Raw genomic sequence first — 21,794 nt, 5'->3', positions numbered from 1 at the left:
CCTATAGTTCTCTAGCCCCTAACCTATTATTAAACCGCCCAAGAACACTTTAAGCGGTAACTAGCAAAAACATTATACAAATATAATACAAATATTATACGAACTTGTAAACCAAAAAATGACCCATCGGTCAAAATACGTGGATACTCCATTTATAAACACAAAAAACACCCCTTGATCACTTTCGTCAAAGGATGTCCTGTATTCCCTAACCTATTCATATCATTTGAGATTATGTTTAGTTATTTGCCTGTCCAAACCTCGCACCAGGTGGTCGATTTGCGAGATATTCACGTTCTATCCATGACTGCCAATTCGCTGAATCCTCTGGCATAATCCATTGCGGGTAACGAGCATGTTCCGCACGCTCATAGCCCTTTCCACCAAGTACGAAGCGAATATGCGGAAACTCGTTTTTGATTCGCTCTATAAGCTGATCACACCGTTCAAGAAGCCCCGGACTTGTGATCGAAAGGCAGACCAACTTGATCTTTTGCTCCCGAATAATCGGGAAGACACCTTCCTCTGGCGTGTTCGCACCGAGATATAGTACTTCCGCTCCATTTTTACGCATAAAGAGAGAGAACAGCAGCAAACCAACCTGATGGTGCTCCCCTTCCGGACACAACGCCAGAACTTTGGGCAGATGCGGATAGATCGGGAACAGATGGAAAAACTGATAAAACCGCTGTGAAATCAGCTGTGTCATAAAGTGTTCCTGAGCTACCGAAGCCCTGCCTTGCTCCCATGCATCTCCAACCCGAACCAGAATGGGCACCAACACATGATAGAACATCGAGTCATACCCATACATGGTGAACCCAAAATCAATCAAACCATTGGCACGTTCACCCTGAAAGTTGTAGAGCGAGTCATAGATCTGATCTGCCATGCGTGCGTAGGCTTCTTCCATCGTAGGCACCGGAGCCATGATCGGCGTGGGCACAGCCTCGGGCGGATTTAATTTGTTTACTTTCAACATCCTTACCGCTTCCGAAATATTGGTCTGATGTAGCTCAACCTGTTCTTTCAACCAGCGCAGATCCGCAACATTCTCTTCGGTATACATTCGATAACCCGATTCCGTCCGCTCAGGGGTGACCGCACTATACCGATTCTCCCAAGCCCGAAGCGTCACCGTCGGGATACCGAGCATGGCAGCGACTTGTTTGATGGAATACACCTTATTACCCACTTTCTTTCCTAAATGTCCAGATTTCAAAGGTTATATCATTGGTTCCCCGTCCTTGTCAGGCATATGAAAACCCTAACATTCTACAAAAATAATACACTCATTATACACAACGCTCAGACACCTGTCGATTGCATAATGCCAATTTTGCCATATGCATTTTACCGCTACATTCGTTATGCTGGCGGGTTCTCCTGCGTCAACGTTATCATCCGTGTGGTAATAGAAAGTCAGCAAGTACAGAAGGGGGAGTCCACCGTGGTCTCATTACGCCGCCATACATCAGACCGCAAGTCTTCACGCGGCAAATTTCCATACATACGAACAGGACTCGTCCTATTGGTCCTATGGCTCATCGCCGTCATGCTCTATCAGACCTACAAACCATTACCAACGGGCATTTCCTACGAAAGTCCGGAGTATCGTGTGGATCAAGTCGAGTTCCTGCATGACCTCACTTATCCTTCCTCCGACGGACAGATGGAGCACGAACAGCAGATTTTCCAGCGCATGATGCAAATTGTGGAGGAAGCAGAGCAATTTGTCCTGGTGGATATGTTCCTGTTCAATAATTATCAGCACAAGGGACAGAACTTTCCTCCCGTGAGTACTGAATTCACCGAAGCGCTGGTCGCCAAAAAAAATCAGCATCCTGATATGGACATCTGGTTTATTACAGATGAAGTAAATACCAACTATAACTCAGCACCCAATCCGTTGCTGGAACAAATGAAACAAGCAGGCATTCATGTGGTCATCACGGATGTGGACCCTTTGCGTGATTCAACTCCGGTATACTCTGCGGTCTGGCGTACCTTCTTCCAATGGTTCGGCCAATCCGGAGATGGCTGGATCAAAAACCTGATGGCCACGGATGGTCCGGATGTAACGGTACGGTCCTATCTCAAGCTGCTCAATGTGAAAGCAAATCATCGCAAAGTTGTTGTTAGTGAGAAGACGGCGATTGTCTCTTCTGGCAATATTCATGATGCGAGTGCCTACCACTCAAACATTGCATTTGAAGTAACAGGTCCAATCATTGGCGATATTCTTCAGTCAGAGCAAGCTGTTCTCGACATCTCAGGCGGAGGCCAGGTTCCTGCCTACACAGCTTCTTCCCCGGATTCGAACACGGGAGATTTGCGAATACGCTATTTAACTGAAGGCAAAGTGAATGACGCTGTACTTCAGGAGATCAATCAGGCTGGCAAAGGTGACACCTTATGGATGGGCATGTTCTATGTGGCCTCTCCGAAAGTATTGGAAGCCCTGCTGGAAGCCGCAAAACGAGGAACCGAGATCCGACTTGTACTGGATCCAAATGAAAATGCCTTTGGTCAGGAAAAGATCGGTATTCCAAACCGCCCTGTCGCTGCTGAATTGCATGATAAATCCGACGGTAAAATTCAGATCCGCTGGTATAACACCACCAAGGAGCAATACCACACCAAGATGATCTATCTTGCCAAAGCAACCGGTGATCATATTGTCCTCGGGGGTTCAACCAACTTCACACCTCGAAACCTGAATGACTACAATCTGGAGAATGATCTATGGATTGCTGCTCCTCCAGACAATAAGTTCACGCTTGATATCGCGAATTATTTCGAGCGTATTTGGAATAATAATGATGCCGAATTCACTTTAGACCTGGATGAGTTCCAGGAGAAGACTACGTTTTTGAAAGGTATCCTATATAAGCTGCAACTGATTCTGGGTTTTACAACCTTTTGATCAAAAACCACATTCATACCTGTTATGTCCGTCTGTACTCTACTGTGCAGACGGACATTTTCATCTTGACAGGCGATGTGAAGTGTGAAAATATAATTACCTAACGACCGTTAGGAAGGTGATTGAATGACTGCACAATCCATTCGGGATGCAGCCCTGTTCCATTTTGCCAGAGATGGCTATGAGGGAGCTTCTCTGAGAGCTATTGCTGATGAAGTCGGGATTAAAAAACCGTCCATATATGCGCATTTTAGCTGCAAGGATGACTTGTTTTTACACACACTGGCCTTTGCTTTTCACGAGGTAAAACGGCACACACTGGAATATTTCCGCGATCATGCGGATCTGCCATTGGAGCAGAGGCTGAAAGGCTTGCTGATCTGGTTCGAACAAGAATACAACGCCCATGCTTCGGCTCGTTTGATGCTGCGTAATTGTTTTTACCCACCCCTTTCTCTGTATGGCGAAGTGATGGATCAGGTGTATCCGTTTATCGATGGCATGGAACGCGCACTGACTCGTCTGCTGCAAAGGGCAATGCGTAATGGAGATATTCCGCCCCTTCCCGCGGAACAAGCCGCCATTGCATTTATGACGTTCCTCGACGGTATTACCGTGGAGATTATCTATGGAAGTTCCCGTCGGTACAAGAGACGGTTGGAAGCATCCTGGCCTGTCTTTTGGCATGGCATTCATCATTTGAACGAAGAGGCACAAAGCGTTATGCCGGAAGGAGATTTAACAACATGAACCGCAACTGGTTATATGTATTTATCGGTGGAATTATTGAGATTGTCTGGGTAAGCGGGCTGAAACATGCCTCGAATGCCTGGGAGTGGACTTTGACGGGGATTGCCATCGTGATCAGTTTTGGACTGATCATTGCCGCTTCCAAAAGACTGCCTGTGGGTACGGTGTATGCCGTCTTTACGGGAATTGGTACGGCGGGCACGGTCCTTACGGAGATGGTACTGTTCGGTGAGCCGTTCCGCTTGGCCAAAGTATTGCTCATCGGGCTGCTGCTCTGCGGCGTAATCGGACTGAAGCTGGTTACGGATCAGCAAGAAGCCAAAGGAGGTGCAGTATAATGGCTTGGATGGCAATTGTAGGTGCAGGGATATGTGAAATTTTCGGCGTAATCGGTATTAATGGTGCTTCCACCAAGAAAGGATGGCCATACATTGTACTTATGCTGGTGTCGTTTGTGTTCAGCTTCTCGTTGTTGTCCTACGCCATGACGTCCATTCCCATGGGCACAGCGTATGCCGTGTGGACGGGGATCGGGACGGTCGGCAGTACGTTAACAGGCATGTTCCTGTTCGGTGAACGGAAAGAAGCGAAGCGTATCCTGTTTATCGCGATGATTTTGGTTGCAGCCGTTGGTCTTAAACTGATCACATAATGGAATAACTGAATTACACTTTATAACTCCGATTGCAGTACCACTTTCTGATCGCTGTTATCCCCAGATTTCTTTGATTCCCTTTGAAGAGGGATAAATCCGGTGATAGCATATGCTTCCGAAGAAGCTTTCTTACAAAAAGCTTTAAGGCGAACACTTCGTTTCTTCAAGTCGGTTCTGCAATCTCCGTTATCGTGTAATTCTTAGCTTCCATTATGATATCTATTAAATTCTGTAATATAAAAAAGACGACTTCGATCAGGAAGTCGTCTTTTTTTGGGATATGATATATAAATAGGGAACCTCTTTATACTCTGCCACGTAAGAAAGGATGTCGTAATCATGAGAAAATTATTGGCACGCATGGGCTCTTATACAGGGTATACCCTTCTGATCGGCATGGCGATCTTCTATCTCATCGCTCTAGTCGCCATTATTATACTCGCCTTGTACGCCTTCACTGGAGGAGCCTAACTTAAACGTTCTTGATAGCAACACCCAATCGTACATACAGGCTACACTTTGTTACATGTTGTTCTTTTTCCCTTTGATCATCCTCTTTCCTCCATATTAATTTTCCAATTTACTCCCATTTGAATTCCTTCAACCAGATCGTTTATACTTGGTTTGACCTTAAAGTCAATTCAAGAACTCACAAGTTCCCTGATGAGGTGAATGCATCGTTAATGAACCCTATACATGAGATGAATGAGAAGAAAAAACTCATCATTACTACAGCACTCAAGTTATTCTCATCCAAAGGCAGTGCTGCAACATCCATGCAAGAGATTGCCGAACTATGCGGGATGTCCAAAGGCAGCCTTTATATCATGTTCAAATCCAAAGAGGAATTGGAAGCCAGTACGCTGGAGTACTGCATGTACACGCTAATGGACGAGATGACGCAGATTGAGCATGAAACCAGCCTCTCCTCGCGAGAACGCCTGCACAAGCAGATCGAAACACTGCTCATTCATGTAGCCGAATTCAAGGAATTTTTGCGGGTACAATTGCGAAGCATGATGATGGATGATGAACAGCAACGCAAGGAACAGTGCCATCCACAGCAAAGAGATCTGGAGATCCGTACCTTACATTGGTTTAAGGATAAGCTGGAAGAGCAGTATGGACGGGAGATTGAACCATATACGATTGATCTTATTTTGTTGACACACGGACTGTTCCTCTCCTATGTAAAAATCTGGTTTACAGAGATGCCATCTCTCACCGTTACCAAAATGGCAACAAACTTGCTGCAAATGATGGACTATGCCGCACATGGATTTCTTAACCAGCGACCTGAGCCTTTGATTCCTCTGGAGGAATGGCCTGCCTGGATTACCGAGGCCCAACCCGATTCCACGGTGATGCGACATCCTATCCATATCATCAAACAAATGCAGGATATTGCCTCCTCCGATTTGCCCGCAGGGCAACCGAAGAATGATGCACTTGAAACCATTGCCATTCTCAGACAGGAGATGATGGAATTCACGCCGCGGCGTGCCATTATTCTGGGCATGATGCACAATCTGGAGAACGTAACTGCCATTCAACCCTTGCATTCCGAGCTTCAGCATATTTTGGATGCCATGTATAGCCGGTTCATCCCTGCTGACTCGTCACACACATAAACAGGAGAAACAGAGAGGAGAAGAAACCATCGTATGAAAGGTATTATTAATTTTTCACTGAACAACAAGTTTGCGATCTGGATTCTGACAATCATCATCTCTTTCGCAGGTTTGTACAGCGGATTGACGATGAAGCAAGAGACCATTCCGAACATCAACGTACCGTTTCTGAATGTCACTGCCATTGATCCGGGGGCTGCTCCGGAGGGAATTGTTGAAGATGTCACGAAGCCGCTGGAAGTAAAACTACGTAATGTAGATGGCGTGAAGACGGTGACCTCCACTTCCATGGAGAATGCAGCATCGATCACACTCGAATTTGATTATGGAACTGATCTAACCAACGCAACGGCAACCGTTCGTGAGGCACTGAATGAAGTTCAATTGCCTGACAGCGTGCAGAAGCCGACCATTTCCAAGTTCAGCATTAACTCTTTCCCGGTTGTATCTCTGAGCCTGTCTGACAAGGACGGCGGTGACCTGGAACAATTGACACGACTGGTTGAATCAGATATTCAGCCTGCACTCGAAGATATTGACGGTGTAGCTCAGGTTCAGGTTTCCGGTCAATATGTGAAAGAAGTTCAATTGAAGTTTGACCAAGCCAAAATGGCCGAGCTGGGCCTAACGGAAGATACGGTAAACGGCATCGTTCAAGGTTCATCCATTCGTGTGCCCCTTGGACTGTTTGAACTGGATAAATCCCAGAAAGCCGTTGTCGTAGATGGCAACATCATCGACATCGATGATCTAAAAAACCTTGCCATTCCAATCGTACCTGGCGGTGCTGGGGCTTCCACAGGCAATGGTGCAAGCACAGCCCCACAAGGCTCTGGTGCACCAACTGGTGAAGCTAGCCAAGGTACCGCTCCTGGCTCTGCACAAGGAACGGACCAGGCTGCAGGGCAAGCTGCTGGCGGTAATGCTAGTGTAGGTAGCCCATCAGGCGCTGCCAACGCGCCTGGCATTCCAACTGTAAAACTAAGTGAAATAGCCAAGATCGACGTCATCGGTCAAGCGGAATCCATTTCCCGGACAGATGGCAAGGAATCGATCGGTATTTCCGTTGTAAAATCCAATGACGCCAACACGGTTGATGTCGTGAATGCAGTCAAGGACAAAGCTGAAGAGTTGCAGAAGCAGTTCAAAAACGCTGATCTGACTGTACTGCTTGACCAAGGTAAACCGATCCAGGACTCGGTGAACACGATGCTGGGCAAAGCCGTTTTTGGTGCTTTGTTTGCTATCCTGATCATTTTACTTTTCCTGCGTAATATTCGTTCAACCATTATCTCCATTATCTCGATCCCGCTCTCCTTGCTCATGGCATTGACTGCTCTCAATATAATGGATATTACCTTGAACATGATGACACTGGGTGCCATGACGGTTGCCATCGGACGGGTTGTCGATGACTCCATCGTTGTTATCGAGAACATCTACCGCAGATTAACACTCAAAGGTGAGAAACTGAAAGGCCGTGAACTGGTTCGCGAAGCAACGCGCGAGATGTTTGTGCCAATCCTTTCTTCCACGATCGTAACGATTGCAGTATTCCTGCCACTGGCACTGGTAAGCGGTATGGTGGGCGAGCTGTTCCTGCCATTTGCATTGACCATGGTATTTGCCTTGCTGGCATCCCTGATCGTTGCCATTACCATCGTGCCGATGCTTGCACATTCCCTGTTCCGTAAAGGACTCAAGAACAAGCAGAATCACGAAGAAAAACCAGGCAAGATGGCGGAAGGTTACAAACGCCTGCTGAACTGGACACTATCACACAAACTCATCACTGTCAGTATTGCAGTGATCCTGCTGGTCGGCAGTTTGTTCCTGTACCCATTCATCGGTGCAAGCTTCTTGCCAGAACAACAGGATAAATATGTGACCATTACGTACAGTCCACAAACAGGAGCTTTGCGTGAAGATGTAGAAAAAGAAGCACTCGTTGCAGAGAAGTGGTTGCTGAAACAACCGGGTCTGGAGAAAATGCAATATTCCATCGGCGGAAGCAATCCACTGAGCAGCATGGGTGGCGGTGGTTCCAACTCGGCCCTCTTCTATATTGAATATAACGAAGATACAAAAGACTTTACAAAAGTGAAGGAACAACTAGTAGAAGGTCTGAAAAAAGAAGTTACCGTAGGAACCTGGAATGAGCTCGACATGTCCGGCGGTCTGGGTGGCAGTGGCCTGAGCCTATCCATCTATGGCGATAATGTAGAGCAACTCAAACCTGTATCGGACGAAATTCTGAAACTGGTTGAAGCGGATACGGATAATTTTGAAAAAGCAGATACGACTCTCGCTGACACCTACGAGCAGTATACGCTCGTGGCAGATCAGGAGAAATTAAGTTCCCTGGGCTTGACTGCAGGCCAACTGGCTATGGCACTGAGTCCGGCACGCGAACGTCCTGTGCTCACGGAAGTCGATATTGATAACAAAACGTATAAAGTATATGTAGAGACCGACGATAAAACATTCAGCAGCATTAATGAGATTGAGGATGAAACCGTCACTTCACCGCTTGGCATCGAAGTACCGATTAAAGATGTTGCCAAAGTGGAAGAAGGCACATCCCCGAACTCCATCATGCAAATTGATGGTAAAGTGGTTGTACAAGTGACAGCCAACATCCTGGCTTCGGATGTAACGAAGGCTTCAAGTAGCTTACAGGCTGAGATCGACAAGTTGGATCTGCCTGACGGCGTTGAAGTGAAGTTCGGCGGTACAACCGAACAGATTAATGATACCTTTACTCAACTGGGTCTCGCCATGCTGGCAGCCATTGCCATTGTATACTTCGTGCTCGTTGTTACATTCGGCGGCGGATTGGCACCATTCGCAATCCTGTTCTCCCTGCCATTTACGGTGATTGGTATTATGGTAGGTCTGTTCATCGCTGGTGGTACGCTTGACGTATCCGCCATGATGGGTGGACTGATGCTCATCGGGATCGTGGTCACCAACGCCATCGTGTTGATCGACCGTGTTATTCACAAGGAAAAAGAGGGTATGCCTACCCGTGAAGCCTTGCTGGAAGCCGGTGCAACTCGTCTGCGTCCAATTCTGATGACCGCTCTCGCGACCATTGGTGCCCTGTTGCCACTGGTAACGGGTCTCGAAGAGAGTGCGGGTATCATCTCCAAAGGACTCGGAATTACCGTAATCGGCGGTCTGATCAGCTCCACGCTGCTCACACTGGTTATCGTACCGATTGTGTATGAGTTCCTGATGAAATTTAAAAAGAAAAGAATCGAAGATTAAGAAGTAGAGAGTCGTTCTCATGTAACGGTTCGAGTCCAACTTAAATACAGACTATAATATTTAGCTTCTCGCCCCTTAGCGCATATTGGAATGGTTATAAATTCCGATATAAAGCTAAGGGGCTTTTTTATGTAAATTCACACGAGACATTGACTGACATAGAAATGCTTCATTTTAATCAACATCACAAAAAATACATACCCATTTGTCATTTGAAACAAATAAACGTTAGATTTCAGCCCATCGGCTGTAAATGGAATTATAATATGGATTAATTATGTAAGTTGACGGATTCCAGACTCCAGATAGATCACATGTTATTGGGGAAGGATGGTGGTTGTGTGGGGGAGACCATGCTTCATATTCAAGTCAGAGACATGTTAAAACGACCCGTGTTTCGCAAGGCGGAAGTTCTGGCCAGTGATCGTGCGCTGGAGCGGTATGTTCGCTGGGTTCATATCATGGAAGTTCCTGAGGTAGGGGACTTGCTCAATGGCGGGGAATTGGTGCTGACGACAGGCATTGGCTGGCAGGAAGGTGAGCAGCATGGCCTGTCTTTTTTGCGTCAGTTAATTGCACGTGGAGCTGCAGGACTCTGTATGGAACTGGGGGATCACACCAAATCGCAACTCGGTGCGATGAAAGAAATTGCAGTGGCAGCCGATTTCCCGTTGATATGGTTTCACGAACAAGTCCGTTATATTGATATTACGCAAGACTTGCATTTCACCTTGATTCGTAGTCATCAGAGGATGATTGCCGAACTCGATAGTCTCACCACCTCCTTTAACCAACTTCTTCTGAATGGAGATGGCGTACAACCTCTGCTTCGATTATTATCACGAACAACCGGATGTGCCGTGGCATTATATCCACTCGAAGGGGAAGCGAGTAGCGTTCCCTATTGCTCTCCAGAGCAGCTGGAGACTCGTCGGCAGGATTGGTTTTTGCAGCGGGAACATTTGGCGGGAGAAGATATTCCGAATATAATGCGGCTGTCAGATAACACATTGCATACACTCAGCATGCCTGTTCAGGCGTTAAACTACACCTTTGCCGACCTTGTGCTGATGCATCAAAAACTGCCGGATCAAGATTCAAGCATACCGATCAAACCATCGGATGAATTCGTCATTCAGGCACTGGAACGATGCGCGGCTGCGATTGCCCAGGACTGGATGCGAACCAAATACATGGAAGAGAAACGCCGCTACAAAGAAGATATGTGGGTCATTGACTGGCTTAACGGACATCACTCCACGAAGGAAATCCATGAATATGTATCCACCGTTAATCCCCTTCTCGCAACGAGCAAAGCCACGATTATCTTATTTGACAGCAACCCCGCATACACAGATAGCCTCAAACTTCAGAAATTATTGATCCAACGCAACATCGTTGCCCGTTCCGTGTTCGCTCGGGAGAATTTCACCCTCTACAGCACCGTTCTGAATCACCAGATCATTCTTATCATTCTCGACCCACTACCTGGATCTCAGCGCAAAAGCAGTCTCTGGCGCTGCATCGAACAGCTGCAGCAGCACGAGCAGGAACAAACCCACTGCCTCTTCTCAGGCCTGATCGGTATTGGTTATAACTGCACAGACCTCTCCCGTCTCAAAGATAGTCTGGAATCCGCAAAGGAGACACTGCGAATTCAGAAGGACATCGGTGTGATGCAACAGCCCTTTTACAGTAATCTTCATTGTTACCGCATCATCGCCAGTATGAAGCAAAGCGGCAATCTGGATGATTTTATTGAAGAATATCTGGGGCCGCTCATCCGTTACGATGTAGAGAAAGGAGGTCAGTTGCTGCGCACGCTCAAACAATATTTGGTCCTGTGCTGCTCCAAGCAAGAGACGGCCACCGCTCTATATATCGTCAGACAGACGCTGTATCACCGTTTGGACAAAATCGAAGCTCTTCTGGGAGAAGACTACATCCTCCCCGAGAAAAGGGTCGCGATCGAACTTGCCATCTACGCCTATGAGTACGTACACGGCCCGATCGCATGAAGAGTTCCAGCATGGTCTACGCTCCCCGTTGTTCCTGAAGCTGGCGAATCAAAATGTGACTGAACCACTTCCGTCCAGACGCCGTGCCCACGTATTGCTCTTGTTTCTCTTCGGGAAGATCCGGGTGCCCCCATATGACGTGAGCACCCTCCAGATGTTCCCGTACCGCATAGATCCGATAACCCTGTGCAACCATTCGCTCTATGGCGATCCTCTCGGCCTCAAACACATCATGATCCGACATCAGCTTCTCCCTCCGTTCACTGCCGTCACAGGCTGTTTCATCGGTATAGGTGCGCTTGCATCATACTTGTTGCGCTTCACATATTGGCCTGCCCCTGCTGTTCCGGCATACTGCCGATCTCGAATGACATACTCCCCGCGGCACAACACTGTCACCGGACAACCCTGTACCTGCATACCTTCAAATGCACTGTAATCCACATTCATATGATGCGTATCTGCCGAGATCACCCTGTTTACAGATGGGTCAAAAATAACGATATCCGCATCTGTCCCTACAGCCAGAGTCCCTTTCTGCGGAAATAACCCAAATAACTTGCTCGCTCTTGTTGAACATAGATCGACCCACTGATTGAGCGTAATCCGCCCCTTGACTACACCTTCCGAATACAGAATACTGAGGCGATCTTCGATGACAGGCCCGCCGTTCGGAATTTTGCTAAAATCATCCTTGCCCAGGTCCTTCTGCCCTTTGAAATTAAACGAACAATGATCAGAGCCAATCGTCTGTAGCTGACCACTTTTCAATGCGTTCCACAGTACTTCCTGATGAGCCGCTTCCCGCAACGGTGGTGACCAGACGTACTTTGCACCTTCAAAGTCCGGCTGATCCATGATCGACTGATCCAACGTCAAATACTGAGGACAGGTCTCCCCCCAGATCCGATAGCCCATTTCACGCATACGCGCGATCTGCTCTACAGCCTCCGCACAGGTTACATGCACCACATACAACTGTGAATCCGCAAGTGCTGCCAAACGAGCCGCACGGCCTGTCGCTTCTCCCTCCAGCATGGATGGACGAGTCAGCGCATGATGAATTGGCTCCGTGCGCCCATCGGCGAGCGCCTGTCGAACCAGCAGGTCAATAACATCCCCGTTCTCGGCATGAACCATGACGAGTGCGCCGTACTCTTTTGCCTTTTGCAGCGTCTGGAGGAGAATCCCGTCATCGGCCTGAAACTGGTTTTTATATGCCATGAACACCTTAAAGGATGACACACCCTCTTCTTCAATGATCTGCGGCAACTCTTCCAGCACCTGATCATTCATCTCCCCGATCATGAGATGGAAACCGTAGTCGATGGCGGCTTTACCCTCGGCTTTGGCGTGCCATTCTTGGAGGGATTCGATTAATGGACGGCCTTTCTGTGTCAGACAGAAATCAATGATCGTCGTTGTACCACCAAAGGCTGCCGCTGTCGTTCCCGTCGCAAAATCATCCGCCGTTACCGTTCCACCGAAGGGCATATCCAGATGCGTATGCGGGTCGATCCCGCCCGGAATGACGTAACAGCCCACTGCATCCACAACCTCCGTTCGTTCGTCTGGCACCAGTCCGATGCCAATCTGTGTGATTTTACCCTTTTCGATCAAAATATCTGCTTCAAAGGTATCTGACGCTGTGACCAACACACCATTACGAATCAATTTGCGGGTACTCATGATATCGCCTCCTTGGTTGATTGATCTCTAACGGATTGCAGCATGGCAATCGCAGACTGACGTTCATTCCAGGTTACTGGTTCCTGCTCTGGCACAAGTTCAATCATCTCAATCGCCCCATCCACCGGGCACACGATCGAACACAGATTACAGCCTACACAATCCTCCTCCACCACTTCCAGATAGGAACCGGACGGATCGGTCAACATGTCAATACACTGGTGCGAAGTGTCCTCACAAGCAATATGGCATTTGTTGCAATTGATGCAGACATCGCGGTTAATGCGGGCGACCACTTTGTAGTTCAGATCGAGATTGCCCCAATCCGAGTATCGCGGAACCGTCTGGCCTACCAACTCTGCTACACTGCTCAGACCCTTCTCATCCAGATAGTCGTTCAGCCCATCAATCATGTCCTCCACAATGCGGAATCCATGATGCATCGCTGCGGTACATACCTGGACCCCTGTAGCGCCCATGAGCAAAAACTCTGCCGTATCCCGCCAGTCGGATATGCCACCAATACCCGAAATCGGCACACCCACCTCCGGATTACGTGCGCACTCGGCAACCATGTTCAGTGCAATGGGCTTCACGGCTGGGCCACAATACCCGCCATGTGCTCCTTTGCCGCCCACATGCGGTACGGTATTCCACGAATCCAGATCCACACCTGCCAGGGAGTTAATCGTATTGATCAGGGAGATCGCATCTGCGCCGCCGCGGACAGCTGCCCGGGCGGTTGCCGTAATATCCGTGATATTCGGCGTGAGCTTCACAATCACCGGTGTGGTTGCCACTTCCTTCACCCACATCGTCTGTAGTTCGACCAGGTCAGGTTGCTGACCAGAGGCGGCTCCCATACCACGTTCAGCCATGCCATGCGGGCAGCCAAAGTTCAGTTCCAGGCCGTCGACACCGGCGGCTTCCACCTTTTTCACAATCTCATGCCACTTCTCCCGCATAGGTTCCACCATCAGTGAAGCGACAACCGCACGATCCGGGAAGCGCTTCTTGGTCTCGGCAATCTCCCGCAGATTCACTTCCAGCGGACGATCGGATATCAATTCAATATTGTTAAACCCCGCCACCCGCTGTCCACCAAAATGGACCGCCGCAAAACGCGAGGATGTATTGATAATCGGCTCGCCCAGCGTCTTCCACACCGCGCCGCCCCAGCCCGCTTCGAACGCACGCTGAACCTGATACCCCGTATTGGTCGGTGGTGCAGAAGCCAACCAGAATGGATTGGGTGATCGAATACCTGCCAGATTAATGGATAAGTCAGCCATAACGATCCCTCCTTGGTGTTGTTTGAACTTTTTAGTTACACTGGACACTCCGTTTCTTCAGGTTCTTTCTGTCCTCTCCGTTTCGTGTAAATGTTTAGTTCAATTTTTATCGTTGTACTGGATATTGGGTCGTGCTCAGGATATCTGCGTAGTAATGGTGTTTCTGGATAGTACGCACCTAAATTCTAACGAACCGCACACCTCTTATTCGACTCATATGAGGTAAATGCAAAATCTAACGAATCGTAGAAAGCTTATATTACTGTAGTAGCTCATTTCGTCTTCATTTCAACAGAGGGTTTGATGAACTGCTCACGCCGTCTCTTCCACCTGTCCAGGCAACGCCTTCATGACTGCCACGGCAGCCAGCTTACCCTGTTGTGCAGCCGAGACAACCATCGCCTCACCCTGTCCCTGACCAAAAACAACATCTCCTGCCGCATAGATCTGAGGGTGTGAGGTACGATACGTGTGCGGATCAATCTCGACAACGCCCCAGTGGTGACGCAGCCCAAACGCTTCGATTAATGGTAGTAGCCGATGCTGCCCAATCGCCCGGATGACCGTATCACATTCGATCATGAACTCCGATCCTTCCACAGGCACAGGCAATGCACGCCCACCGCCAGGCGGGGTAATTAGCTCCATTTTCACGCATTCTACAGCCTGAACCCGACCGTTCTCGTCTCCGATAATACGCTGCGGCATCGTAAACCAGCGGAACTCCACACCCTCCTGCTTGGCAAACGTATATTCAAACGCATAAGCCGTCATCTGGCTTTCCCCACGCCGATATAACATCTGCACCCGCTCGGCACCAAGACGTACCGAACAGGTCGCTGCATCTACCGCCGTATTGCCCGCCCCAATCACGGCGACCTTCAGACCATTCAGCGCGGGCGGAACACCCTGCTTGGTAGACTCCACCAGTTCAATGGCATCATAGACACCTTCCAATGTCTCCCCTTCAATGCCCAGCATAGGTACTGAACCCATGCCACAGGCCAGAATGACCGCTTCATGCTGCTCCAGCAACTGTGAAGCAGGAATATCTACTCCAATGCGCACTCCATAACGGATCTGTACACCAAGCGCTTCTACCTGCTCCACTTCCCATAGCGCTACCGATTCGGGCAGACGGAAGGATACGATGCCATACGTATTCAGCCCACCGCCTTTGGATTTGGCTTCATAGATCGTCACCTCATACCCTGCACGCCCCAGTTCACGTGCCGCCGACAGTCCCGCTGGCCCAGCTCCCACAACAGCGACGGTTCTCCCATTGGCAGGTGCCGCCTGGAATAACGGCTCATTCTTCGCCCGTGCCCAGTCGGTGGCATAACGTTGCAAGTCACCGATCCGAATCGGCTTCGACGATTCGTTCAGGACACATGCGCCTTCGCACAGTTCCTCTGTGGGACAGACACGTGCGCAGCTGGCTCCAACCGGATTCGCATCCATGATGGTGCGGGCCGATCCTTTCAGGTGCCCTGTTGATATTTTGCTAATAAAAGAAGGGATATTAATGTCGGTTGGACAAGCCTTGATACAAGGTGCATCGTAACAGTACAGACAGCGGTTTGACTCCTCCATCGCTTCCTTGCCTGTCATGGCGGGTTTCATCTCGGCAAAACGACTCTCCCACCCATAATCGGATAACGTTGTTCCTGAGCTGTTCATCAAGGTCATGCACCTCCTGGAGAATGATCTACGCTATCTCAAACAATCTTACGTGCATCACACGTGCCACCCCGCTGACAGAATCACTCGATCACTTGTTGCCACTTCCTACAGACTAACCAGATGTTCGTACGTTTCCGGTCTGCGATCCCGGTAGAACTGCCATACATTACGCACCTCACGAATCATCTCCGTATCCATCTCGCCAATGACGACCTCATCCTGATCCCTGCAGCCGATGGCAACCATTCTGCCTCGTGGATCGACCAAGTACGACTGCCCATAAAATTCACCCATATTCCACGGCGCTTCCACGCCGACCCGGTTGATGGCTGCCACATAATAGCCGTTAGCTACTGCGTGAGCGGGTTGTTCCAGTCTCCACAGATATTCCGATGTACCTGCAACCGTAGCCGACGGGTTAAACACAATCTCCGCCCCTGCCAGCCCGAGCAATCGTGCCCCTTCCGGAAAATGTCGGTCATAACAAATGTACACGCCAACTCTGGCGTAAGCTGTATCAAATACCGGATACCCGAGGTTGCCTGGTTTGAAATAATACTTTTCCCAGAACCCATTCGTACCCTCACCTGCTTCCACATGCGGGATATGATGTTTACGATATTTGCCCAGATATGAACCATCTGCATCAATGACAGCTGCCGTATTGTAATATGAAGCAATGCCCTCCACCTCGTACACAGGTAAAATAATCACCACCGCAAGCTCCTTCGCCAGTTCCTGAAAACGTCTGGTCGTTGGCCCTTCCGGCACCGGTTCAGCGGATGCATACCATTTTGGATTCTGCTCTGTGCAAAAGTACGGCCCATAAAATACTTCCTGCAATCCGATGATCTTGGCCCCTCTTGCAGCAGCTTCACGGACCAGCGTGATGTGCTTCTGAACCGCAGCCTCTTTGTGAACTTCAACGGGAGCCGAACCTTCAATCTCATGTGAAGCCTGGATTAATCCGATGCTGATTTTGCCCATATCGTCACAACGCCTCCTCAGGTAAAATGGTTGATTGGTTCACTCCACCGCACATCCTTCGAATGGTTCGATACAACACTTCCGTGCCTAGTCCAATATCCTCCGGGGAGGAATATTCGCTGGGATGATGACTGATGCCATCCTTGCTGCGGACAAATATCATGCCATAATCACACACACGCGAAAGGGCCAACGCATCATGGAACGGACCACTCATCAGTTCTGGCAAAGTAACCCTGATCTCTTCCGCGGATGAACGAATAACCGATTGGATTGGCTCTGCACAATACCGCGGCTCACTATTCGTATCCTCTGTCAGCGAATAAGTTAGACCATATCGGAAACTCACGTCATCCAAAATGTTCATTAATCGGGCTTCAAGCCGGTTCCTGCGCTCCATCTCCATGTCTCGTAAATCAACCGTGAAGCTGACTTCCTCCGGGATGATGTTACGCGAGTCTGGAAACACCCTCAGACTACCCACGGTACCTACGGTTGGAGCTTCCGGGTCTTCTCTCACCATATCGTCAAAAGCCGCAATGACTTTGGCGCTGCCTGCCAAAGCATCATGCCGCATCCCCATCGGAACAGAACCAGCATGACCCGCCATTCCTTTCATCGTCACCGTAAGCCACAGCGGGCCCGAGATGCCCGTCACCAGACCTACTGGTGCATTCAGCGCTTCCAGCACCGGCCCCTGCTCAATGTGCAGCTCCAGATAACTGCCTATGGAACCTGGTGGGTAGATCGCTTCTTCAAAATCCGAAGGAGAACAGCCGAAGGCTTCCAACGCCTCCCGGCGGGTCACTCCGTTTTTATCCTGCCGCTCCAGTTCGCCTTCTTCCAACTGACCAGTTATACCACGTGAGCCGAACAGGCCTTTGTTAAAACGGGAACCCTCTTCATCGCAAAAAGCAATCACCTCAATCGGCATACGGGGCTGAATGCCATTTTCGATCAGGCATTGCACGGCTTCGAGTGCGCCGAGCACACCAATCGCACCATCATATCGACCGCCGTAAGGCTGAGAGTCGATATGGGAACCAATCATGAGGATCGGCAGCGTCCGATCCGCACCTTCCAGACGACCAATCAGATTGCCGAAGGGATCAAGTCGCGTCGTCAAACCGGCATTTTCCATCCAGAGACGAACCTGTATGATGCCATCCATATCTTCCGGGGTCAGGGCAAGTCGGCAGACACCCGTCTCCGCGATTCGGCCAATCTGTGACAACTGCTCAATTCGCTCATTCAACCGAAGCTGATTAATGACTTTGCCTGTTGTGGTCTGCATCCTACCTCGCCTCCTTGTGTTATCCATCTATGGCAACTAACCTGCGTCCAGACTACGCAGCGCAACGAGCAAACTTCCAGCGATCAGATCCAGTTCTTCCTCGGTGGTGACAAACGGCGGGGAGATCGTCAAAATATTTGCAAACCCTGGCACGGTATCTCCGTTCTTGCCAATCAGAATGCCGTCCCGCTTACAACTGGCGAGCACCTTCATCACTTTATCCGCTTCCGCAGGAGATCCGTCTGCTTCAATCAATTCAATGCCACAGGCGAATCCGAATGAACGGATATCCCCCACAATGGACAGCTCCAGCAGTGGCTCCAGCTTCTCACGAAGCAGGTATCCCAGTTCTTCCGCCCGGCTGACCAGATTCTCTCGTTCCAGAATCTCCAGATTCGCCAGTGCAACCCGGCAGGATACCGGATTCCCGCCAAAGGTATTTACATGGCGAAAATGGGCATCCGGTCCGGGTTCCCGGAACGTCTCATACAGATCGGCTCGCACCGCCGTTGCCGATAGCGGCGAATAGGCACTGGTCATGCCTTTTGCCATCGTCACAATATCAGGCTGTACACCATAGTTCTGATGACCAAACTTCTGCCCGGAGCGGCCAAAACCACAGATGACCTCATCGACAATGAGCAGCACGCCATAGCGCTGACAGATCTCTTGCACAGTGCGCATATAATCCGGCGGCGGGACAATCATGCCGCCCCCTGTGATTACCGGCTCCATAATTACTGCCGCAACCGTCTCTGGACCTTCCCAACGAATCACCTCTTCATAGATGGTTGCACATTCGAGTCCGCATCCATCCTTGTTTCGTCCAAACGGACATCGGTAACAATATGGTGGTGGAACATGAGAGAAACCTACGCCGAGCGGCTCGTATTTGATCTTGCGGGCAGCTTGGCCGGTGGCGCCCAGTGCCCCCATAGAGTTACCGTGATAGGCACGGTGACGGGAGATGAATTTGTGCCGAGTAGGCTCACCATTCTGATGGTGATACTGACGGGCTATTTTGAAAGCCACCTCATTTGCATCTGAACCCGAGTTGGAGAAGAATATTCGATACTCCCCCTCCAACCAGTCATTCAGCTTCTCCGCCAGCAAAATCGCTGGTTCGTGACTCTGCGTCATCGGTACATAAGCAAGTGCTTTCATCTGTTCGTAGGCACTTCTCGCAATCTCCTCACGGCCATGCCCTACATTCACACACCACAGTCCCGACATCGCATCCAGATAACGCGTACCATCCTGATCGGTAATCCAACTGCCCTCCCCGCTTACTGCAATCATCGGATGATCGTTATGAGGTGAGATGTGATGCCATACGTATTTGCGATCTTTCTCCAGCCATTCTTCCTTCGTACCGCCAAGCGGCTGCGGCTGCTGATCCACAGAACTCATTCGTCATCCTCCTCTCTTTAAGCTGGACCTACAGACTTTACACTCGCCACTCCGATTGCAGTACCATCTTCCGATCGCTGTTATCCCCAGATTTTCTAGATTTATTTTTCCTTAAGGAAAAAATCTGGGGATAAGCATATGCTTCCGATGCAGCTTTCTTTCAGAAAGCTTTTAGGCGCACGCTTCGCTTCTTCAGATTGGTTCTGCACTCTTCGTTTTCGTGTAAATGCTTGTTCCCAGCCTAATTACTTCGTCATATCAATCACTGCTTCTTCATAGATGCTTTTCTCCAGCGCTTCATCCAGATTTGCGGCTTTTTTGATCAGGCCATAGTTCAGTGCAATATCCGCAGTTCGGGTAAATGACTCATCTACAAAACTGCCAACTTGCTGCTCCGTAAATCCTTCCGGGCGAATCAGCTTTGCGATCTCTTCCAGCATCGTGACCTGATGTTCACGGGTGGTGCTGCCCTCCGTCACATTACTCATCACGATATCCACTGTCTCATCCTGATTGTCGATGGCGTAATTCCAGCCTTTCAGAATGGCACGGGTCACTTTAACCGCTAGCTCACGATTGCTGTCTACCCAATCCTTCTTGGCAATCAGCGTATCCTCTAGCATCCCAACACCGGCATCTTCAATATTAAATACATCCAGATCGGATTCTTTCGCTCCACTTTCCAGTACTACGTGGTATTCGTTATAGATCGTCGCCGTAGCTACATCTACCTGATCGTTGAAAAACTGATCCATAGTGAACCCCTGCTTCACCAGTTCAATATCTTTCTTCGGATCTAGGCCATTCTTCTCCATGAACGCGAGTACCTGAAACTGTTGACTGCCAAACCAGGTACTGACCTTTTTGCCTTTCATCTGAGCCGGATCAGTAATGCCCAGGGACTTCTTGGCAATCAAGCGATAACTACTCTTCTGCGAGATCTGGGCGAGTGAGACGAGAGGCAGACCGTTATCCCGGCTGACCAGCAGACTGTCTACTCCCGTGATGCCCACATCGGCTGCGCCATTGACCACCTGCTGCTCAATCACGATATCCGGGCCACCCGGAATAATCTCGGCATCAATGCCTTCATCTGCAAAAAAACCTTTTTCCTTCGCTGCATAGATCCCGGCAAACTGCGCCTGCGGCACCCATTTCAATTGAATTTTCACTTTGGTTAACGGTTGATCTGCTTCTCCCGCCCCTCCTGAACTCGCGGCAATAGGTTCAGCCGTCGGCTCGGACTTCGTAGAACAAGCGCCCAGCATCGTAACAACCAACAGGACCAATACCAGCAAACCCGGCTTCATCGTTTTGTACATGTACAGAACAACCCCCTGTTTATATACGATTTTTCTATCAGGTATTACGATCTATGGATGGTTGGTACCCTGATGCACGTTATTGATCTGTGCGTGCACGGTTCCACGGAATGAGTCGCTTTTCTGCCAAGACAACCGCTTCATACAACACAATGCCGAGCGCGGCAGCGATGACAATGCATGACCAGGCCAAAGGCATGTTCGCCAATCGAATCTGATCCGAGAGCAAGTATCCGAGCCCTTGTGAGGCAATGAAAAACTCACCCACAATGGCTCCGATAATACTGGTCGACATGTTGATCTTCAGACCGGCGAAGAGGGAAGGCAGCGCATGAGGCAATCTCAGCTTCCAAAAAACTGCATCCTGCTTGCAGCAAGGCCACTCAGCAGATCACTGTACTGCAGCTGAATGGAAGTCAGCCCTTTGAACAGGCTGACGGCCATGGCGGCCATTGTAATCACCGTGACAACAGCAATACGGGACCAGATCCCATCACCGAACCAATTATTCATAATCGGGGCAAGGGCCACAATCGGAACAGCGTTCAGTGCTGACAAAACCGTAACCGCGGCCCTGCCGCTTGTTGGAAAGAACGATGCACACGCTGCCGCTAGAGCGCCCAACAATGAACCGAGCAAAAAGCCTCCCAGCATTTCGGTTCCGCTGTACATCGCATATCGAAAGAGCATATTGGCATTTTCCTGAATGGATGCCGCAATCGCCGAAGGGACAGGCAGTTGGTAGCTTTCCAGCGAGAATATCCAATGAAACAACCTGAGCTGCCAGAGGGCGAGAAATAACATACCCGCACCCCAAGGAAGCATGCTCAGTGCAATCGAGCGCCCGCGAAAGCCGGCGACCGATCT

Annotated in this window: 17 protein-coding genes and 1 pseudogene; 8 read left to right on the top strand and 10 right to left on the bottom strand. The window is 49.5% G+C overall.

The window, feature by feature from the left end; genetic code table 11:
- Positions 1 to 238: 238 nt before the first annotated feature.
- Positions 239 to 1,183 carry a MerR family transcriptional regulator gene (locus FE296_RS17720; RefSeq protein WP_124116556.1) on the bottom strand — a complete coding sequence of 315 codons (945 nt, stop codon included), beginning with the start codon at positions 1,181 to 1,183 and terminating at the stop codon, positions 239 to 241.
- A 267-nt stretch (positions 1,184 to 1,450) separates the two neighbouring features.
- Here FE296_RS17720 and FE296_RS17715 point away from each other — a divergent pair, with 267 nt between their 5' ends.
- From FE296_RS17715 to FE296_RS17685, 8 genes are all read left to right on the top strand, one after another.
- Positions 1,451 to 2,926 carry a phospholipase D family protein gene (locus FE296_RS17715; RefSeq protein WP_124116557.1) on the top strand — a complete coding sequence of 492 codons (1,476 nt, stop codon included), beginning with the start codon at positions 1,451 to 1,453 and terminating at the stop codon, positions 2,924 to 2,926.
- A 126-nt stretch (positions 2,927 to 3,052) separates the two neighbouring features.
- Positions 3,053 to 3,676 carry a TetR/AcrR family transcriptional regulator gene (locus FE296_RS17710; RefSeq protein WP_150365837.1) on the top strand — a complete coding sequence of 208 codons (624 nt, stop codon included), beginning with the start codon at positions 3,053 to 3,055 and terminating at the stop codon, positions 3,674 to 3,676.
- On the top strand, positions 3,673 to 4,014 hold the full coding sequence (locus FE296_RS17705; protein ID WP_017691902.1) for a DMT family transporter: 342 nt from the start codon (positions 3,673 to 3,675) through the stop codon (positions 4,012 to 4,014). The genes FE296_RS17710 and FE296_RS17705 overlap by 4 nt, the downstream gene beginning before the upstream one ends.
- The gene (locus FE296_RS17700) at positions 4,014 to 4,328 is read left to right on the top strand and encodes a DMT family transporter (RefSeq protein ID WP_017691901.1); all 315 of its coding nucleotides are present in this window, start codon (positions 4,014 to 4,016) and stop codon (positions 4,326 to 4,328) included. Before FE296_RS17705 ends, FE296_RS17700 begins: the two co-directional genes overlap by 1 nt.
- A gap of 342 nt (positions 4,329 to 4,670) precedes the next feature.
- A complete protein-coding gene (locus FE296_RS33790; protein WP_256974927.1) occupies positions 4,671 to 4,802 on the top strand; it encodes a hypothetical protein in 132 nt (43 codons plus the stop codon).
- A 230-nt stretch (positions 4,803 to 5,032) separates the two neighbouring features.
- Complete coding sequence (locus tag FE296_RS17695; protein WP_190945319.1) at positions 5,033 to 5,962, top strand: TetR/AcrR family transcriptional regulator; 930 nt, start codon at positions 5,033 to 5,035, stop codon at positions 5,960 to 5,962.
- A 33-nt stretch (positions 5,963 to 5,995) separates the two neighbouring features.
- Positions 5,996 to 9,232 carry an efflux RND transporter permease subunit gene (locus tag FE296_RS17690; RefSeq protein ID WP_150365835.1) on the top strand — a complete coding sequence of 1,079 codons (3,237 nt, stop codon included), beginning with the start codon at positions 5,996 to 5,998 and terminating at the stop codon, positions 9,230 to 9,232.
- Positions 9,233 to 9,546: 314 nt separating this feature from the next.
- Positions 9,547 to 11,250, top strand: coding sequence for a PucR family transcriptional regulator (locus FE296_RS17685; protein ID WP_223868923.1), 1,704 nt, complete (start codon positions 9,547 to 9,549; stop codon positions 11,248 to 11,250).
- A gap of 16 nt (positions 11,251 to 11,266) precedes the next feature.
- Here the strand turns inward: FE296_RS17685 and FE296_RS17680 are convergent, their stop codons facing one another.
- The 9 genes and pseudogenes from FE296_RS17680 to FE296_RS34075 all read right to left on the bottom strand — a co-directional run bounded on the left by FE296_RS17680 (position 11,267) and on the right by FE296_RS34075 (position 21,581).
- Positions 11,267 to 11,494: a hypothetical protein gene (locus FE296_RS17680; RefSeq protein WP_062836929.1), complete on the bottom strand. Its 228-nt coding sequence runs from the start codon at positions 11,492 to 11,494 to the stop codon at positions 11,267 to 11,269.
- A complete protein-coding gene (gene hydA, locus FE296_RS17675; protein ID WP_150365833.1) occupies positions 11,494 to 12,939 on the bottom strand; it encodes a dihydropyrimidinase in 1,446 nt (481 codons plus the stop codon). The genes FE296_RS17680 and hydA overlap by 1 nt, the downstream gene beginning before the upstream one ends.
- Complete coding sequence (gene preA, locus FE296_RS17670) at positions 12,936 to 14,231, bottom strand: NAD-dependent dihydropyrimidine dehydrogenase subunit PreA (RefSeq protein ID WP_150365832.1); 1,296 nt, start codon at positions 14,229 to 14,231, stop codon at positions 12,936 to 12,938. The genes hydA and preA overlap by 4 nt, the downstream gene beginning before the upstream one ends.
- A gap of 312 nt (positions 14,232 to 14,543) precedes the next feature.
- Complete coding sequence (locus FE296_RS17665) at positions 14,544 to 15,911, bottom strand: NAD(P)-dependent oxidoreductase (protein WP_150365878.1); 1,368 nt, start codon at positions 15,909 to 15,911, stop codon at positions 14,544 to 14,546.
- A gap of 108 nt (positions 15,912 to 16,019) precedes the next feature.
- Positions 16,020 to 16,901 (bottom strand): nitrilase-related carbon-nitrogen hydrolase, encoded by an 882-nt coding sequence (locus FE296_RS17660; RefSeq protein WP_150365831.1) that lies wholly within the window; start codon positions 16,899 to 16,901, stop codon positions 16,020 to 16,022.
- Between the two features lie 4 nt (positions 16,902 to 16,905).
- The gene (locus FE296_RS17655) at positions 16,906 to 18,195 is read right to left on the bottom strand and encodes a M20 family metallo-hydrolase (protein WP_150365830.1); all 1,290 of its coding nucleotides are present in this window, start codon (positions 18,193 to 18,195) and stop codon (positions 16,906 to 16,908) included.
- A gap of 36 nt (positions 18,196 to 18,231) precedes the next feature.
- Positions 18,232 to 19,605: an aspartate aminotransferase family protein gene (locus FE296_RS17650; RefSeq protein ID WP_150365829.1), complete on the bottom strand. Its 1,374-nt coding sequence runs from the start codon at positions 19,603 to 19,605 to the stop codon at positions 18,232 to 18,234.
- Positions 19,606 to 19,850: 245 nt separating this feature from the next.
- Positions 19,851 to 20,927 (bottom strand): ABC transporter substrate-binding protein, encoded by a 1,077-nt coding sequence (locus tag FE296_RS17645; protein ID WP_150365828.1) that lies wholly within the window; start codon positions 20,925 to 20,927, stop codon positions 19,851 to 19,853.
- A 79-nt stretch (positions 20,928 to 21,006) separates the two neighbouring features.
- Positions 21,007 to 21,581 (bottom strand): annotated as a pseudogene (locus FE296_RS34075) (ABC transporter permease).
- Positions 21,582 to 21,794: the final 213 nt, after the last annotated feature.

The organism is Paenibacillus sp. UASWS1643 (genome assembly GCF_008693195.1).
Lineage (GTDB): Bacteria > Bacillota > Bacilli > Paenibacillales > Paenibacillaceae > Paenibacillus > Paenibacillus amylolyticus_B.
The sequence above is the reverse complement of the archived record's forward strand: the minus strand, read 5'-3'. Positions and strand labels throughout refer to the sequence as shown.

Coding starts and splice junctions, on each gene's coding strand:
- FE296_RS17710 (WP_150365837.1), top strand. CDS start 3,053: ATGACTGCACAATCCATTCGGGATGCAGCCCTGTTCCATTTTGCCAGA.
- FE296_RS17665 (WP_150365878.1), bottom strand. CDS start 15,911: ATGAACAGCTCAGGAACAACGTTATCCGATTATGGGTGGGAGAGTCGT.
- FE296_RS17650 (WP_150365829.1), bottom strand. CDS start 19,605: ATGAGTTCTGTGGATCAGCAGCCGCAGCCGCTTGGCGGTACGAAGGAA.
- hydA (WP_150365833.1), bottom strand. CDS start 12,939: ATGAGTACCCGCAAATTGATTCGTAATGGTGTGTTGGTCACAGCGTCA.
- preA (WP_150365832.1), bottom strand. CDS start 14,231: ATGGCTGACTTATCCATTAATCTGGCAGGTATTCGATCACCCAATCCA.
- FE296_RS17695 (WP_190945319.1), top strand. CDS start 5,033: ATGAATGAGAAGAAAAAACTCATCATTACTACAGCACTCAAGTTATTC.
- FE296_RS17645 (WP_150365828.1), bottom strand. CDS start 20,927: ATGTACAAAACGATGAAGCCGGGTTTGCTGGTATTGGTCCTGTTGGTT.
- FE296_RS17705 (WP_017691902.1), top strand. CDS start 3,673: ATGAACCGCAACTGGTTATATGTATTTATCGGTGGAATTATTGAGATT.
- FE296_RS17685 (WP_223868923.1), top strand. CDS start 9,547: ATGTTATTGGGGAAGGATGGTGGTTGTGTGGGGGAGACCATGCTTCAT.
- FE296_RS17660 (WP_150365831.1), bottom strand. CDS start 16,901: ATGGGCAAAATCAGCATCGGATTAATCCAGGCTTCACATGAGATTGAA.
- FE296_RS17680 (WP_062836929.1), bottom strand. CDS start 11,494: ATGTCGGATCATGATGTGTTTGAGGCCGAGAGGATCGCCATAGAGCGA.
- FE296_RS17655 (WP_150365830.1), bottom strand. CDS start 18,195: ATGCAGACCACAACAGGCAAAGTCATTAATCAGCTTCGGTTGAATGAG.
- FE296_RS17690 (WP_150365835.1), top strand. CDS start 5,996: ATGAAAGGTATTATTAATTTTTCACTGAACAACAAGTTTGCGATCTGG.
- FE296_RS33790 (WP_256974927.1), top strand. CDS start 4,671: ATGAGAAAATTATTGGCACGCATGGGCTCTTATACAGGGTATACCCTT.
- FE296_RS17700 (WP_017691901.1), top strand. CDS start 4,014: ATGGCTTGGATGGCAATTGTAGGTGCAGGGATATGTGAAATTTTCGGC.